The 17,475-nt window shown below is 34.3% G+C and carries 9 protein-coding genes, 1 pseudogene and 3 other annotated features (1 of these 13 running past the window's edge); of the genes and pseudogenes, 5 read left to right on the plus strand and 5 right to left on the minus strand.

Translation table 11 applies throughout. The features are described from left to right. Positions 1-61: a binding site (T-box leader), on the minus strand (it extends 188 nt beyond the left edge of the window). 152 nt (positions 62-213) lie between these two features. Continuing rightward, positions 214-1,140, plus strand: a complete 927-nt coding sequence (locus tag CQZ94_RS17410) for an ABC transporter permease subunit (RefSeq protein ID WP_105586381.1) — start codon at positions 214-216, stop codon at positions 1,138-1,140. Beyond that, entirely contained in the window at positions 1,133-2,104 is a 972-nt protein-coding gene (locus CQZ94_RS17415; protein ID WP_105586382.1) for a peptide ABC transporter permease, read from the plus strand. The genes CQZ94_RS17410 and CQZ94_RS17415 overlap by 8 nt, the downstream gene beginning before the upstream one ends. Positions 2,105-2,139: 35 nt before the next feature. Here the strand turns inward: CQZ94_RS17415 and aspS are convergent. Then, positions 2,140-3,438: pseudogene (aspS, locus tag CQZ94_RS17420) on the minus strand (aspartate--tRNA(Asn) ligase). A 110-nt stretch (positions 3,439-3,548) separates the two neighbouring features. Further along, positions 3,549-3,760: a binding site (T-box leader), on the minus strand. A 67-nt stretch (positions 3,761-3,827) separates the two neighbouring features. Then, the gene (locus tag CQZ94_RS17430; RefSeq protein ID WP_105586383.1) at positions 3,828-5,195 is read right to left on the minus strand and encodes a UDP-N-acetylmuramoyl-tripeptide--D-alanyl-D-alanine ligase; all 1,368 of its coding nucleotides are present in this window, start codon (positions 5,193-5,195) and stop codon (positions 3,828-3,830) included. 81 nt (positions 5,196-5,276) lie between these two features. Between CQZ94_RS17430 and CQZ94_RS17435 the strand changes: the two genes are divergently transcribed. Further along, positions 5,277-5,756 carry a hypothetical protein gene (locus CQZ94_RS17435; protein ID WP_105586384.1) on the plus strand — a complete coding sequence of 160 codons (480 nt, stop codon included), beginning with the start codon at positions 5,277-5,279 and terminating at the stop codon, positions 5,754-5,756. A 108-nt stretch (positions 5,757-5,864) separates the two neighbouring features. Here the strand turns inward: CQZ94_RS17435 and CQZ94_RS17440 are convergent, their stop codons facing one another. Next, the gene (locus tag CQZ94_RS17440) at positions 5,865-7,376 is read right to left on the minus strand and encodes a M36 family metallopeptidase (RefSeq protein WP_105586385.1); all 1,512 of its coding nucleotides are present in this window, start codon (positions 7,374-7,376) and stop codon (positions 5,865-5,867) included. A gap of 327 nt (positions 7,377-7,703) precedes the next feature. On the opposite strand from CQZ94_RS17440, the gene CQZ94_RS17445 reads away from it, so the two are divergent. After that, complete coding sequence (locus CQZ94_RS17445; protein ID WP_105586386.1) at positions 7,704-8,300, plus strand: TetR/AcrR family transcriptional regulator; 597 nt, start codon at positions 7,704-7,706, stop codon at positions 8,298-8,300. Then, positions 8,290-9,375 carry a DUF418 domain-containing protein gene (locus tag CQZ94_RS17450; protein ID WP_105586387.1) on the plus strand — a complete coding sequence of 362 codons (1,086 nt, stop codon included), beginning with the start codon at positions 8,290-8,292 and terminating at the stop codon, positions 9,373-9,375. The genes CQZ94_RS17445 and CQZ94_RS17450 overlap by 11 nt, the downstream gene beginning before the upstream one ends. A gap of 204 nt (positions 9,376-9,579) precedes the next feature. Here CQZ94_RS17450 and ileS read toward each other — a convergent pair whose 3' ends face one another. Continuing rightward, on the minus strand, positions 9,580-12,681 hold the full coding sequence (ileS, locus tag CQZ94_RS17455) for an isoleucine--tRNA ligase (protein WP_105586388.1): 3,102 nt from the start codon (positions 12,679-12,681) through the stop codon (positions 9,580-9,582). Between the two features lie 55 nt (positions 12,682-12,736). After that, positions 12,737-12,975 (minus strand) — a binding site (T-box leader). A 98-nt stretch (positions 12,976-13,073) separates the two neighbouring features. After that, positions 13,074-17,276: a bacteriocin-processing peptidase family protein gene (locus CQZ94_RS17460; protein ID WP_105586389.1), complete on the minus strand. Its 4,203-nt coding sequence runs from the start codon at positions 17,274-17,276 to the stop codon at positions 13,074-13,076. Between the last annotated feature and the right edge of the window lie 199 nt (positions 17,277-17,475).

Genomic DNA, 17,475 nt, shown 5'->3' on the forward strand with positions numbered 1-17,475 from the left:
CACCAACCCATAGCTCTCTGCACAAATACATGACCTTACTACTCCTATTCAACACATTTTAATATTTAGAATATATTTTCTTTTGAAATTAATATGAAGTATATCGGTTATATTTGTTACTGTCAAGGTATATATTAATTATTTTGTCGAAAAGGATTTTTATAGGTTTATATAGAAAATATTTACAAATAAAATATAAGGAGAAAATATGTTATGTCACTTTTAAAGAATGGATGTTTTTTTATTATCCGCTCATTTTTCATCATCTTTGGTATTATTGCGATTTGTTCTTTGCCACAATTGTTTTTTGGTACATCTCCAAGTGCATCAAGAGCGTTAGCCATGCCGCCAACACCAACTTTACAATTAAATTTTAGTAACTATTTAGATTCGATATCAAATGTTATTTCTTCTTTGTTCCACCCTACAGGTATTACTTATAAAATTAGCAATGCTGGTACTCAGTCGCCAGATCGTGATCTTTTTCCATATTTATTAGAATCATATACGCATTCATTAACTATTATGATTTGTGCCTTCCTTATCGCCGTATTCCTTTCTACTACTTTTACCATACTTACATTTTACTTTCCTAAACGCATTCAATCTCTTATCCTTAAAACTTTACACGTACTAGAATCATTGCCAGACTTATTTTTTGTCGTCTGTGTACAGTTATTTGTCATTTGGATTTATAAAAATACGAATTTACTCGTTACAGTACCTTTTTCTACTATGCAAGAAAAAACATATTTGTTACCGATATTAACACTGAGTATTTTACCGATTATTTACTTATACAAAATTTTCCTATTAAATTATAATGATGAGCTACAAAAGGATTATATAAACGTTGCGGTCGCAAAAGGATTAAAACCGTTTTACATTTTATATAAACACGTGCTTATCAACGCCTTACTCTCCATCTTTTATAATGCAAAATCTATTTTTTTATTTATGATTTCCAATATGATTGTACTGGAGTATTTATTTAATTCCTACGGCTTATTTAAATTTTTAATTATGCACCAAACACCGGAAATTATTACGGTAAGTATATTATTTTTAACAATTCCATTCTATCTCTCCTTTGAACTATTAAAACGCATTTTACCAGGAAGAAGGGATTTACATGCTTAAAAAGGTAGTTTTTAATATACGATTTTTAATCGGTCTTTTTATTTTAGTAACTATTATTATTTCAAGTTATATTACGAAAGAGAAAGTAGACGCAGGAAAAATCAAACCTGTACCTCCTTATCAATATGTCGATGGTAAACTAACTAGTACAGCTCCAGCACCGCCATCTTTTTCTCATCCTCTCGGTGTTGATCAAGAGGGGGATGATGTTTTAATTCGGACTCTCTATGATGCAAAAACACCCATATTTTATGCAGTGATTATTAGCTTTTTTCGGATTGTTTTTTCACTTATATTCGGTGTTCTTCATGCATATTTTTATCGATATGTACGCTTTTTAGATGTTCTATTCGAAACATTCCAATACGTTCCTACCACCTTATTAGCGATTTTTTTATTATCACCTGTAATGTTTGTATCTCCAGATGAAGAACATCTGTGGCTTACTTATATGATTTCGGTTTTAATTTTTATTAGCGTACCAAATTTAGTACAACTTTTCAGTAATGAAATTCGTTTATTACTACAAAATGAATTTGTGATAAGTTCTAAAACACTAGGAGGTAGTTTTTTTCACATTTGCAAGATCCATTTAAAACCCTTTCTTACGCCCAAAATTTTCATTTGGATTAATCAACAACTGCTGCAAACTTTAGTTTTATTACTGCATTTAGCACTATTTCGAACCATTTCATTTAACATTGCTGGTACACTTGTATTACTTGGGCACAATCATCAATTTTTAAATGTTTTACCTTGGGTAGCATTCGGCCCTGTTTTATTTTTCACTATCGTTATTTTAGCTGTATACATGATGTTATCTGGAATGCAAAGCGCACTAGAAAAAGATGTGAATTATATAGATAACTCGCTTTTATTAAGTGTTCTAGCAAAAGAAAAAAGAGAAAGGAAGAGTCAATATTTTTCCCTTTTTAAACCAAGTGTAAAAATAAAAGAACACTAAAAAAGAATCTTCGCGATTATCGCGAAGATTCTTTTTCACGGTATAAGTCGTGTACAATCTCTCGGAAAAGCACTCGCCTCCCGGATGTTTGTTAACTCTAAAAATTTATATACAACTCTTTCTAAACCTATACCAAATCCGCCATGCGGTGGACATCCATAACGGAATGTATCTAAATACGATTGAAATTTCTCTGGATGTAATCCTTTTTCTTTAAAAGAAGCAAGTAACATTTCATAGTTATGAATTCGCTGTGCACCTGACGTAATCTCTAGCCCTTTATACAATAAGTCAAAAGAATCAGTAATAGCTGAGTTCTCTTTATTTGGCATCGTATACATTGGTCTCGCTTCTTTCGGATACTGTGTAATGAATACAAATTCACTATTATATGTTTCTTTCACATATTTCCCTAGTAACTTTTCACCTTCTGTATCTAAATCCCCTACAGGAGATTCTTTTCGATACTTCATTTTCAAAACTTCTTGTGCTTCTGCCAACGTAATTTTAGGAATTTCTGCAATAACAGGTACTGTTACTTGTAATAGTTGTAGTTCTTTTTCACATTTTTCTCCTACTTGTTGAAACATATATCGTAAAATATCTATTTCTAATTGCATCACTTCATGAAAATCATGAATAAATCCAAGTTCTACGTCTAACGATATATATTCATTTAAATGTCTTGAAGAGTTATGATGTTCAGCCCGGTACACAGGAGCAATTTCAAAAACACGTTCGAGTCCTCCCGCTACCATCATTTGTTTATAAAACTGTGGTGATTGAGCTAAATACGCTTCTTTTTGGAAATATGGAAGATTAAAAACATTTGCTCCTCCTTCTGCCCCTTGTGAGACAATTTTCGGAGTAAATATACGTGTGAAATCGTTCTATATTAGAAATTCACTAAAGCTTTGAACGAGTGTCGATTTCACTTTAAAAATCGCGGTGATTCGCTCATGTCTTAATGATAATACCCGTTCATTCAATAGTTGATCTAAACCAACTTGTAACTTCTTTTTATTTATTTCAAATGGAAGTGATTCTGCTCCATTTAGTACTTTCACTTCATGTGCAAGTACTTCAACACCTAATTCTGTTTTCGGTGTCTCTACTATTTCTCCAAGTATTTGGACGACACTTTCAACATCAACTTTGTATCCAGCTAACTCGTTTTCTAATACACATTGAATAACTCCCGTTCGGTCCCTTAATAATAAAAAACTAACATTCCCTAGATGACGAATCTTTTTTACCCATCCTTGTAGTAATACAACCTTTCCGCTATGCTCCGTACATTCTCGTGTGAGTGAACGCTTCATTATTTGATCCATTATGTTTCCCTCCATTAATTTTATTTTTATTTACGTTATTGTTATTGTTGTCGTCATCATCATCCACGGTCACTCACCTCCTTTCAAAGAATACAAAAATCCGCCCCTATAATAGGGACGGATTATTCCGCGGTACCACCCAAATTGTCATAATGACCATCTTAGCCCTAATAACGGTAGGTACCGTTTGCTTTTACTAATTATCACGTTCAAAGCATCACTCACAGGTGTCTTTCCATCATGCAGTATCGCAATCTTCCCAGCAACCGATTGCTCTCTGTAGACCCTTGCATCATGTACTTTTCCTGATCATCACTTTTTATATTTACAGAGTATTCTATCTCTTTATTTTATAAAACGCAAGCGTTTTTTTGATATGTTCTGATTTTTCACATCCATCTTTGTACAATCTCCTCTAAAGCCATTCCACGCGAGCCTTTCAATAATACAATGTCCTTTTCATTCATTATTTCTAAAATCTTCTCTGCTACTTCACCTTTATTTTGAAATGATTGCACATGATTTTTAGGATAGTTCTTCTTTGCTTCTTCCGCTATCATCATTGAAAGCTTACCATACGTAAAAACGTATTGAATTTTCTCTGGATTTAATATTCTTCCGATTTCTCTATGATATGCCTCAGCTTCCGTTCCTAACTCCAACATATCCCCAATTACAATGATTTTTTTCTCATAAGTATGTAACTTCTCTAACGTTTCAATTGCTGCTGTCATTGAAGACGGACTCGCATTCCATGCATCATTAATAATCGTAAAACCTGTTGTAGCTGTTAGAAATTGAAAGCGCATATCTGTAATGTTTATTTGTTGTAATGTTTCCTGTATGTTCTTTGTAGACACATTATACAATTGACCTACAGCTATTCCGATGATTGCATTTAATATATTATGTTTCCCATACAAAGAGACGTCATACTGTACTTTTTTAAATTTATTTAATTTGAAATGACTACCATATTCATCCAATTGCACATTCGTAGGATAAAGATCATTTGTATCCTTTTCACCAAATGACCTATATTCTATACCTCCTTTTTTGTTATTTTGAGAAAGTAATGATTCATCACCATTATATAAAAACAAACCTTTTTCTTTTAATCCGTCTATAATTTCTAATTTAGCATTCGCAATTCCTTCTCTTGATCCAAGCGTTTCTAAGTGCGACTGTCCAATCATTGTAATTATCGCTACATCGGGCTGCGCTATATTTGATAATTTTCGGATTTGTCCTTTCTCACTCATTCCCATTTCTAGTATTAAAAACTCGGTATCTCGCTTCATTTCTAAAATCGTTAATGGTAATCCAATTTGACTATTTAAATTACCTTTTGTTTTATGTACGTTATACGTTGTATTTAATATTGCTCCTATTATATCCTTCACCGTTGTCTTTCCGTTACTACCGGTAATACCGATTACTTTCACATTCATTTCATTTCGATAAAATCGTGCTAATTTTTGTAGTGCGAGTAATGTGTCATCTACAAATATAATCGGTACTCCTTTTGGTGGATCACCGTGAGATTTTTTCCATAAGCAAGCAGCCGCTCCGTGATTCATTGCTTCGTGGACGTAGTCATGACCATCCTTCACTCTAATTATTGGAATGAATAAGTTTCTTTCTTGAATTTTTTGAGAATCAATAGACACTCCCGCTGCAACTAATTTATAAAACGACTCATGTAGCCCTTTACCATCTACTACTTCTTCAAGTTCTTTCAAACTAATTTGAATCATTATGCCACCCTTTCCATTTTATTACATAAAATCTATGTTTTTTACGCATATTAATATAAATTTTCTAGCGGAGGTGTACATATGAGAAAAACCATTAGCTTCTTTCTCCTATTGTTATGCATAGTTGTAGTTAAAGAAACGTATGCTTATTCCCCAAAATCTTTACCCGTCTCTCAAAACTCTAATCAATGGCAAGTGAATATTGATGAAGTGAAAAAAACAAGTGAAAAATTGTTACAACCAAAAAAAGGTGTATTTCAAACATATCATTTCTCTGTAAAAAATCTCGGAAAAAATGAAGTGTATAATGTACACGTTGAAGTTTTCCGCAGCGAGCCAAATACAAAAACAAAATATGAACTTTATTCTCAAAAAGAAGGCCGTTTAGCAAGTGGCAAAACTGGATTTAGACATGCTAATTTACCGATTTCTACAAAAGCCGATGAAGTTGACGTGATCATTACGTGGCAAGAACACCCTTTCCGCTCTATGAGAAACGGTCAAAAAGTTGAGGCTAGAAAATTTAAAGAGCATTTTGTTTTTAAAGACGCAAAAAAGTAAATGGAATGTGGATATATTCACACTATCATTGATATAACTGTATTTACTAGTACCAGTTCTTAAGCAAATTAAAAAGTCGTGGCTTATTAAACGCCACGACTTTTTATATTAATTCGTACTAATTCCTCTTGCTGCCCAAATACGATCGATATCAGCAGCATGTTGTCCGCCATATAAAAGAGCATCCGCTTGCTTAATTGCTTTCGCTCCATCACGGAATTTCGCATTTGGCGTTAAAGACCAATGTGATTGTAAAATAATTTTTGTTGCAACATCACGACCAAAAGCTTGTGCCATTTCGTATTGGCCTTGAGCCCAAATTTCCCCATCATCATGTACTTCGTTCGTAATATCTTTCGGATATACTTTATTCGTATCTAATCGGCGTAAGCATGTTGGATCTGAACTAGAGTAAGCAGTCGCATCCCATTCTCCAACACATGCTTTTCCGTATCCTGTCGTCGATACCGCATCTTCATAAGTAGCACCTAAGAAATCTCCAAATCCTTCTCCCATCGCTCCGCCTTCTGGTGAACTTCCGAAGCCAGGTACTTGATTATCTTGAATAGAATGTCCATATTCATGCGCAATAATGCCAGCATCTTCTGCATCATCTACTCCGCCAGTACCGAAAGTTAAAGCTTTCGTTGATGGAGAATAGAATGAATTATCGTCAGTTGTACCATTTACATTCACTTTAATCGAACGTTTATTAACATTTTGAAAGCCTAATCCTTGAATGTAACGCTGTAATGTATCAATATGATAATACGACATAACATCTTCAAAGCTATCATTTGCACGTGTATAGTTAAATTGTAAGTTTGTAGATTTCGTCTTCGCTTTTGATGAAATTGTTACATACTCCCCAATTAAAAACCCACTACCATCTAAACCTTTTAGAGTAACGGTTTTCAATTGATTCGTTAGAGCTGTAGAATCTGCATCATTATTATCCTTTAATCCTGCTAAACTACCACTTGTTACGACAGGATTAGGTAAAAATACTTTTCCTGTTCCTTCTGCTTTTCGGTTTATATCAACCTTTTTAATTAACTTTCCATTTTCTGCATCAATAAATGTTTCCCATGCACCAAATGGATTATTAGAGTGGACTAAAACTTTATAAACTGGGATAGCTACTCCATCCTCAATAATATATCCAAATTCTTTCTCTGTAGGAGCCCATAGATTTTGCTCACTTTCTCCTCCAACATACGCCATTGATTTTTGTTCAGCATCTTTTTCACTAATCTTATTCGCTATTTCTTTCACACTTTGAACCGCCTGGTAATCAGACACAGCAAGTACGCCTTGTCCCTGTCCATTAATAGTAACTGTTATTTGTTTTGAGAATACAGGTGCACCATTGACAACTTGTTGAAATCTAACGTATGAAGCTACTGACGTTTCTGTTGTAGAAATATATTGTAAGTCTGAAAGGTCTGGCTTTAATCCATACTGATCAGCATTTCCTTTTAAATATTCAATTGCTTTTTTCTGTGGTGAATAAGCTTCTAGCTTTACTTGCTGTTGTTTTTCCAATGCCGAAACCGTAGAAATCGTCCCCATTACTAATGGCACAGTCATTGCCATTGCCACCATTTTTTTGTTTAACATAAAACCACTCCCCCTAATAAATTGAATCCTTTACCCCATTCCTATAAGGCTATTACTGTCCACAAGTAACGAGATAAATTGAATCTACGAGTAATTCTATACGAGCAATTCTATTACCTTCACATTTATGGTGAGTGAAATTTTCTCAATAATTATGTATAAAATGAGAACAATACTTTAGAAATATATTTATTTCCCACTTCGATTAACTATATTTCACCAAAATAATGTTTTGAAAAATAGGTTATTTTTTACCTAACGATAGGTTGAAAAATACCTTAATAAATGATACGCTTTAATTAACCTTTTTTATTGGGAGGATTTATTATGAGTAAAAGTGAAGAAACACGCTCTTCCATAATCGAAGCAAGTTATCGACTATTTGCCGGTCACGGCATTGCCAAAACGACCTATACAATGATTGCTGAAGAAGTTGGTATCGCCAAGCCATCTATTTATTATTACTTTAAATCTAAAGATGCTTTAATCGAAAGTATTTTTAATGAATTATGCGAAGCGATGCAGTTCTCCTCATTCTTTCGTACAGAAGAATTTACGAAAGAGAATTTCATTGAGAAATGTATTAAAATTGGCTTTAAAATGATAGACGAACAACAGAAAGATCCTTATTTTAATCGTGTATTACAAGAATATGTATTACTATCTTCAAGAAACGATATGTACAAAGATCGATTACTAACTGTACAAACAGAATATTTAAACGGATTTGAATCACTCCTAACAAAAGCAAATGAACTTCAACTCATTCAAAATAAAAATCTAGTTTCAAAAGCTCATATGTTGGCATTAGTACTTGATAATATCGGAAACTTCATGATGTTTGATGTAAATATGAATTATAAACAAATATGGATTGAAGCCGTCCACAGCATATTCGAAAGAAGTGATTCATATGAAAACTAAAAAACGAATTATCGGCTTAGATTTTGCTAGAGCGTGGGCGATGTTTGGAATGTTACTAGTTAATTTCATGGTGATAACAGGGGCGGAAGGAAATGGGCCTCCTCTGTTAAAAACCTTTATGACACTTTTTGAAGGTAGAGCTTCTGCCTTGTTTGTTATACTTGCTGGGATTGGCATAACTTTAATGACTAAATCATCTGTTGCTAGCCAAGAAAAAATACAAATCAATACCAGCCGAATATTGATTTGGAAACGATCACTATTCTTATTTATTTTAGGATTATTATTGTATGTAATGGAATGGACGGGAGATATTTTACACTACTACGGCGTTTACCTTTTCATCGCTGCATTACTAATTACTGTACGAAGAACTATACTAATATGGCTTTCTATCATTATTTTACTTGCTGCACAATATCTCCAACTTACTTTCAACGCCTTCGAAGGATGGGGAGGCACAATCCCATTTATAAACTATATAGACTTTTGGACCTTTAAAGGATTTCTTCGCAACTTATTTTTTAATGGCTATCACCCTATTTTCCCATGGTTTTCTTTCTTCTTAATCGGTATGATAATTGGCAGATTAGATCTTCATAATAGAAAAATTAGACATAGGTTGCTCTTACTCGGTATAACAGTAACGATAATTATAGAGCTGTTGTCCAAAGCATTAACTCACCTTTTTATCCCATACATTGGTGAGGAAGCATCTACATTTTTGTTTAATACAGGCCCTATTTTACCAAGTATATTATACGTCGCATCTACTGCAGGATCCGCTATTGCTATATTAATAATTTGCCTCTACATTGCTGAAAAACATGAAAAGAATTGGTTTATTACATCCATTGTACAAACAGGCCAATTAACATTAACTCATTATGTAAGTCATGTATTTATCGGTATTGGGATATTGATTCTATTAAATAGGATGGAACATCAAACACTATTATTCGTTTTACTATTTGCTACTGGATTTTTCATTTTCAGTGTTTTATTTAGCGTGTTATGGAGAAAGAAATTTCCTAGAGGCCCTATCGAATGGATTATGAGAAAATTAGCCGGATAAAGTGAAACTTTAATCAGTGGGGGTTTTGTCCATCCCCACTGATTATTAGCCCTCACCAATCGGGCTTTTACGGGCAGCCCGACTCCCAACTAACTTCCTCGCATTCGCCGAATTTCGAGTTGGGAGTCTTACTGCCCACAAATAGCCGGATAATCTCCTAGCATGCAAAAAGGAAGTTGGAATGATTCCAACTTCCTTTTTTCTTTAATTAGCCGCGTTTAATTTAATTCGGACTTTTGTCTCACCTAAAGAAAGTTCATCGTCCTCATTCGTTAAGTGACCAAATGTAAATTGCTTGACGAGTAAGTTTTCTTCCAATAAATCTTTATGATTCGTTAACGTTTGCTGTAGTTCTTCTTCTGTATCAAGAATTACATCCACTCGTAAATTAACCGGTAAATTCAACTGCTTACGATATTCTTGAACTGCACGAATAAATTCACGTGCTACTCCTTCTTGTAACAATTCCTCAGTTACATTCGTATCTAACATAACCGTATATTGTCCGTTAGTCGTATTTGAGAATCCTGATTTCGCAACTTTCTCTACTAATACATCTTCAGCCGTGACGATTACTTCTTCCCCTGCTGTTGCTTCGTATACTGCTTTCTCTGTTGATACAAAATTTTGTACTTCTTCTTGTGATAATTGTTTTAGCCACCCGTTTACTGCATTCACATTCTTACCAAACTTCGGTCCCGCTGTTTTAAAATTCAACTTTAATTGATATGATGTGTATTTCGATTCATCCAGTTCAACATGGAATGTTTTAACATTTAGCTCATCCATTACGATATCACGATAAGATTCCCAATCGATATCATTTTCGTTATGCTCAAGTAATACAAGCTCTGCTAACGGCTGCTTTACTTTTAATGAATGTTGATTACGATTACTTCTTCCAAGTTCAACAACTTGTAAAACAGCATCCATTTCTGCTTCTAACTCAGGCTGAATAAGTGATTCGTTTACAACCGGATAATCTGCTAAATGAACGCTGCTTCCTTCTAAATTCAGATGAATATCCTCAGCTACAAACGGTGTAAATGGTGCGATTAATTTACTAATTGTTACAAGCACTTCATGAAGTGTTTCATACGCAGCTGCTTTTTCAGGATTCATACTAGATTCCCAAAAACGATTGCGTGAACGTCTTACATACCAGTTACTCACTTCATCTACAAGAGCAGCAATTTCACGAGCTGCATTTGTGAATTGATAATCATCAAGTGCAGTTCTTACCTTCCTCGTTGTGCTATGCAGTCTTGATAACACCCATTCATCTAATTTCGTACGTTTAACTTCATACTTTTCTTTCGGATTATATTCATCTAAACTTGCATATAAAACATAGAAGCTATACACATTGACTAACGTATCTACAAATTTAGATTTCGCTTCTTGTACTGTTCTTTCAGAAAATCGTTTCGCATTCCACGGCGCACTATCAACGAGTAGAGCCCACCTTAGAGCGTCGGCACCAAACTTCTCTACTAAATCAACAGGATCTAGTGCATTCCCTTTACTTTTAGACATTTTCTGTCCTTCTTCATCTAGAACATGCCCTAATGATAATACTCGTTTATATGGTACTTTCCCTGTATATAGTGCTGATACCGCTAATAAACTATAAAACCAGCCGCGTGTTTGATCAATTCCCTCCGCAATTACATCTGCTGGAAACTGTTCTTCAAATAACTCTTTATTTTCAAACGGGTAATGATATTGCGCAAAAGGCATGGAACCACTATCAAACCAAACATCAATTACTTCTGGTGTTCGATTCATTGTACTTCCGCATTTTTCACAGCACACTTGTACTTCATCTACATATGGCTTATGCAATTCTAAATCTTCAGGCGTTTCTTTTGTACTATGCTTTCTTAATTCAGCAATACTTTTCGGTGAAAATTGATGATCACAGCTTTCACATTCCCATACGTTTAACGGTGTTCCCCAATATCTATTTCGGCTAATATTCCAGTCCACCATATTTTCTAAAAACTTACCAAAGCGTCCATGTTTCATATGATCTGGATACCACGTGACAGAATTATTATTTTGTAAAAATGTTTCTTTAATCTCAGTAGTGCGGATTAACCAGCTTTCTCCTGCATAATAAAGTAACGGAGAATCACAGCGCCAACAGTGTGGATAGCTATGCTCATATTTTTCTTTATGATATAGCAAACCTTCTTTAGCTAAATAACGAACGATATCAACGTCACATTCTTTTACAAACTTTCCTTTTAAGAAGGGTACTGCTTCTGTATACTCACCTTTCTCATTTACAACATGTAAGAACGATAACCCTTCACTTTGAACGATTTTATAATCGTCCTCTCCATATGCTGGAGCGATATGAACGAGTCCTGTACCACTATCTGCAGTAACAAAATCTGCCGCAATAACACGGTATCCATTTGTAACTTCCTTCATCGGAAACGGTGCTGTATACGATGTGTTTAATAATTCTTCGCCTTTATGAACGGATAATACTTCATAGTTTTCTTTTAGCACTTCTTGCACACGTTCTTTCGCAACAATGTATACATATCCTTCTTGTTTGGCTTTAACGTATTCCATATTCGGATGTACGGCAAGTGCAACATTCGCTGGGAGTGTCCACGGTGTTGTCGTCCATCCAAGGAAATATTCATTTTCACTATCTTTCACTTTAAACTTAACTGTCGCGCTTAAATCTTTCACTGTTTTATACCCTTGTGCAACTTCATGTGAACTAAGAGATGTTTGACAGCTTGGGCAGTACGGTGAAACTCTATGCCCTTTATATAACAAGCCTTTTTCATGAATTTTCCCTAAAATATTCCATACACTTTCAATATATGGATTCTCTAGAGTAACATACGGATCATCCATATCTACCCAATATCCAATACTCTCCGTAAATTCACGCCACTGCTTCTCATATGTGAATACACTTTCTTTACACTTTTGAATAAATGGTTCAATGCCGTACTCTTCGATTTCATGTTTACCTGAAATGCCAAGTTGTTTTTCAACGCCTAATTCTACAGGTAATCCATGTGTATCCCATCCGGCTTTTCTTAAAACTTTATATCCAGCCATCGTTTTATATCTCGCTACTAAATCTTTAATCGCCCGTCCAAGTGCATGGCCGACGTGTGGTAGTCCGTTCGCTGTTGGTGGCCCTTCATAAAACACAAAAGATTGTGCGCATTCTCGATTCTGAATTGATTGCTCGAAAATACTTTGTTCGTTCCACTGCTTACGAATACGTGTTTCTCTCCCTACAGCTGACTCTTTTACATCAACTTTTTTCATGTACAATCACTCCTTTGAATTTTTTAAAAAGCACACAAAAAACCCGTCCCTATGAAGTAGGGACGGGTTTACCCGCGTTACCACCCTAATTCTATTAGCTTTTCACTAATAGCACTTAGCAACGTACTAACATACGCGTTCTTTGTAACGGTAGACATCCGTCCGAGCTTACTTTATTCAGCCACGGCTCCTCGGAGATGATTTTCAAATAACGTCTGCACACCGGATTTCAGCAATACACCGGCTCTCTGGGGAACAGCTCACTATCTTACTCTTTCTCGTCTTCAGATTTGTATACTTTATTAAAAGTTATTTTATGCCATTCAACAATTAATTGTCAACTAATTCAAAATATATTTTTATTTATACCCTTTTTCTCTATTCTTATACAATTACTTTTCAAACTCTCGCAATCCCGCTAAATCTTCATCTTCCTCTGCAAGTTCAGCGAAAAATCCCGTTTCATCTTCACGAAGCACAATTTCAAGTTCATCTCTTGCCTCTTCATTTCTGTTTAATAATGTTAAATAACAAGCATGATCGTATCTTGCTAACAAGTCAGTAGCATCAATTTCCAATATTTCACTTGTTAATTTTTCTGCCTTTGCCGTTTGCCCAGCTTTATGATACGAGGATGCTAAAGCAAGAAGAATTGCCGTTTCATTTGGATGATGTACAGAAGCATCTTCTAATAAATGAATCGCATCCTCATACCTCTCTTGACTTTGATATACTTCTGCTAAAGCAAGGAATCCTCTACTTACAAATGGCGTTTTCTCAATTAATTGCAAGTAAATTTTTTCGGATTTTCTTTTTTCTCCAGTCTTACATAATACATTCGCTTGTAAAAGAAGAGTGTCATAATCATCCGGTAACTCTCGAACCATTTGTTTCGTTAATTCAAAAGCATCTCGTAACATATCTTCTTCCTCACACTCAATGAAAAGATTTACAAGTTGCTTCGCTACATCATAATCCCACTTATTTTCTAACGATGTTTGTAAAACCTCTATAGCTTCTTTATTCATCGCCGCATTCTCATAAAATATTGCGAAACGCTGCGCTACCATACTATTTTTCGGGTTTAACTTCAAGGAGATTTCAAATAAATCAATAATAACTGTAATCATTGAAATTTCCTTCGCACGATTTTTCATGCGATAAAATGTTCTTGTAAATATAGATTTTTTCGGTTGCTCATTTTGCTGCCTTTCTACTAATCTTGCGGCAACCGCAGTAGCTGCATACATAAACGCTGTACTTCTTTCTGCTTTTTTCACCTTTAGCGTATGAAGTACGTCTCGTATTTGGGATAATTTTTTATGTTGTTCCATTGCTTTTACGTACACACCAAATATACGTTCACTTTCCAAATCTTTATGCATTACTTTCAGCGCAACTTCGATTGCTTCTGCACTCTGCTTTTTAACTAGTACTTTCGCATAATGATATAGTACTTCCACATGCTCTTCATCTATTTTCATTGCATATTCGATATATTCTTTTTCTTTATCTATGTCATTCATCGCGCCAAACACGTATGCAATCGCATCTAAACGCCATGTTTCAGGAACTTCTTCCGCTAATTTTTCTAATTCAACTAGCAATTCTTCCTGAAGATTCATTTCTACTGAAAGCTGCGCTAAATATTCCATATTTATATGCATTGGTTCTTCTTTCATCGCCTGGATCATATGACTTTGTTCTTTGGAACGATTCTCTTCTTTTTCGTATATTTCAGCAAGCTGCAAATGTACACCTAAGAAATTCTTATTCATTTCTAAACATGTTTCATATGCATGCTTCGCTTCTTGAAATTGCCCTAACGCCATGAATGTTTCACCGATACGGAAATACGGCAATGAATCTTGTTTTTTCTTAAGTGCATTATTATACCGCTTTATCGCCTGATCATACTGTCCAATAGATTCATATAAAACACCAGCGTAACAACCGTATTCAATTACATCCGTTTTCTCTTTTTCTAACGTTCTTAAAAACGCTATGCCCCGTTGCACAAAAGCTGTGTCTTTTATTCGATTTACATACTCATCCAACACGCTCGCTATATTAGCGTATACTCTTCGTATACCGTTCTCTAATTTAGAAAGTGCAAGTTTTAACTCTTTTTCATCCTCGCCTAATGCAATTTCAGCATCCCATAGCACCATTCCAGCATTCATAAGGAAATCTTGATTGTCTTCAAATTGCTTATTGATACTAACAATATAGTTTTTTGCATCCTCATATTGTTCCTTTGCCATATAAACTTGAGTTAAACCGAAATGAGAATATACATCTTCATTATTTTCTTCTAAAGAACGCTTATATATAGTTTCCGCTTCTTCAAGTTCATCATTTTGAAAATGCACATCTCCTAAACGAACATATAAAGATGCCTGATCTTCACAATTTTGAATTCCTTGTAATAAAATTTCCTTCGTACTTTTCCCATCATCCAAATCTGATTCATAGATTTCCGAAAGCTTCGTATATAAATAGGCTGCTGTTTTATCTAATTGAATTGCTACTTTAAGTCCTTTTACCGCCAAATACACTTTTCCTAAATGCTGAGCACATCTTGCACGTTCATACCATATGTGCGCTTCATACTTATATTCTTTTAATAAATCATTAAAGAATCCATATGCTTCTTCATATCGTTCTAAATCTATTAAAATTAAACCGTGATTTACAAGTGTAAACCTTTCTGGGCTACGTTCTATAGCTGTTAGAGAATACTCTAGCCCCTTTTCAGATTGATCCATATACATGTATGATAATGCTAAGAAACTCCACGCAACTGGTTGATCTGCATCCAATTGTAATGATGAACGAAAACTAGCAATCGCTTCTGCATAATTATCTTGCTCAAAAGAATGACGTCCATTTATAAAATGATACAACGCTTGATTGCTTTTCTTCTCCACACTTTGAAGCATATGTCCTGCTTTTTCCATATCTTGCAGACGAATAAAACACTGTGCACTATGCAATTTCACAAAGTCAGAGCTCGGAAACTTTTCCATTAATTTTTCTATACAAAACTGAATAAAATCTTTATCTACTTCAGCATCTAAATGTTTAATCGTATATAGCCAAGTGTTTGGATTTTCACTTGTTTCTTTTAAAAATAGTACTAACTTTTCAATTCCCTCTTTATCTTGCTCAGCTAAATGATCTGTAAGAGAAAAGATTGTTTTATAATAAGTGTGTTCTTCCTCATTTAAAAATGAAAGTTGTTCCATTCTATCTTTTGGTATAAACGTAATAGCTAAACAATCTGTATAACGATATTTTTCTTGCAACTTATCATATTCCACAAGAATCGGTTCCAAGAAATTCGGATCTTGAATATAAAAAGCTTGCAGTACATCGTCATAACCAGAAAGCACTTGTACATGGGAAGCGTGCTCAATATCTATACTTAATAAAACGGGAATACCTTGATTGAGTAATTTCTTATAATTTTCCTCATTCCCTTGAAAATAACGATATTCGTAACCTTGCTCTTCTATATATGTAACTGTATCTGAAAACTTAGAACCTGTTACATCAAAAATATGTTGTGCAATTTCATCTTGCGTACGTTTTTCTCCCCATACCCCTAACATCATTTCCAAACTAGTCGGAACGCAATAGTTATCCTTTTGTACAACCGGAACTATCGGTAAGCGCACCTTTTTTCCATCAGGATTTTTTTCTATATGATGATATAGAGAATTTTTTAAACTCTTTTCACTTTTCAATAGTGCTTGCAAATCGTGAATATTATTCATTTTATAAAATGCTTCTGCACGTAAATGTATAAAATAAGTTGTATATGCATGATGCGGAAGCATATGATTCATTTTATCTATTACCGCTAACATTTCTTCATAGCGCCCTAAATCTAATAAATATTTTACTTTTTCAAAATAGAAATATGGTACTTGAGGGAACTTTGCAATCGCATCATTAATGAGTTGTAATGCTCGCTGCTGTTCACCTTTATATGCATATAATTGCGCCAATAAGTACGTAGCTAACTCTTCACAATCTTTATGCTGCTGACCGGATAAAAGTTGTTCCTCTGCCTTCTCCCACTCACCAGTCTGTATATATAAGTAACCCCATTTATCAAAAACTGCACGTGTACTATACTTTTCCGCCTTTTGCATATAGGCATAGGCCTCTTCATTTCGCTTCATATCTAACAAACATCTAACTAACGTAAAATATGCTTTCGTTAAAACATCCGCATCAGTTTCTTCTTCATTTACCTCTTCCAAAGAATCTTTTAATAATTGTTCAGCATCAAGAATTTTACGCTCATCAATTAACTCATCACAATATAAAGAGAGCGTTCTCATATTCGGGAATTTTTTATACGTATAACGAATTAAAAAGGAGCTATATTGATGCATCAAACCTTCATCAGCAAGACGAATTAATGTATCAAACTCCGCAAATGATGCAACGTTAGAAAGCCAGTTCTTCACGTATGATAACTTTTTCGTTTCTTTTATATGTGCAATTTCATTATTTATCTCCTGTAATCCATCTACAAATCTCTTTTCTTTCAAACAAATCTCTAATTGCTTAAAATCTAGCATGCATTCACCTCAAATTATTATTTATACTGCCATTTGCAAGCAGTATTCTAACCTACTTGCTTAGATTTTACACATCATATAGTATGCATTCAACTAAAACCTCATATAATGAACGATATAATTTAATATTATTCAAGTTTATAACTAAATATCTTAAAAACATTGATTTTTATGGGGATTTTGTTTAATTTGATGAAAT

This window comes from Bacillus sp. MYb209 (genome assembly GCF_002975175.1).
Lineage (GTDB): Bacteria > Bacillota > Bacilli > Bacillales > Bacillaceae_G > Bacillus_A.

Bases quoted from the DNA above. Each gene is read 5' to 3' on its own strand.
- CQZ94_RS17410 (WP_105586381.1), top strand. From the start codon at position 214: ATGTCACTTTTAAAGAATGGATGTTTTTTTATTATCCGCTCATTTTTC.
- CQZ94_RS17415 (WP_105586382.1), top strand. From the start codon at position 1,133: ATGCTTAAAAAGGTAGTTTTTAATATACGATTTTTAATCGGTCTTTTT.
- CQZ94_RS17430 (WP_105586383.1), bottom strand. From the start codon at position 5,195: ATGATTCAAATTAGTTTGAAAGAACTTGAAGAAGTAGTAGATGGTAAA.
- CQZ94_RS17435 (WP_105586384.1), top strand. From the start codon at position 5,277: ATGAGAAAAACCATTAGCTTCTTTCTCCTATTGTTATGCATAGTTGTA.
- CQZ94_RS17440 (WP_105586385.1), bottom strand. From the start codon at position 7,376: ATGTTAAACAAAAAAATGGTGGCAATGGCAATGACTGTGCCATTAGTA.
- CQZ94_RS17445 (WP_105586386.1), top strand. From the start codon at position 7,704: ATGAGTAAAAGTGAAGAAACACGCTCTTCCATAATCGAAGCAAGTTAT.
- CQZ94_RS17450 (WP_105586387.1), top strand. From the start codon at position 8,290: ATGAAAACTAAAAAACGAATTATCGGCTTAGATTTTGCTAGAGCGTGG.
- ileS (WP_105586388.1), bottom strand. From the start codon at position 12,681: ATGAAAAAAGTTGATGTAAAAGAGTCAGCTGTAGGGAGAGAAACACGT.
- CQZ94_RS17460 (WP_105586389.1), bottom strand. From the start codon at position 17,276: ATGCTAGATTTTAAGCAATTAGAGATTTGTTTGAAAGAAAAGAGATTT.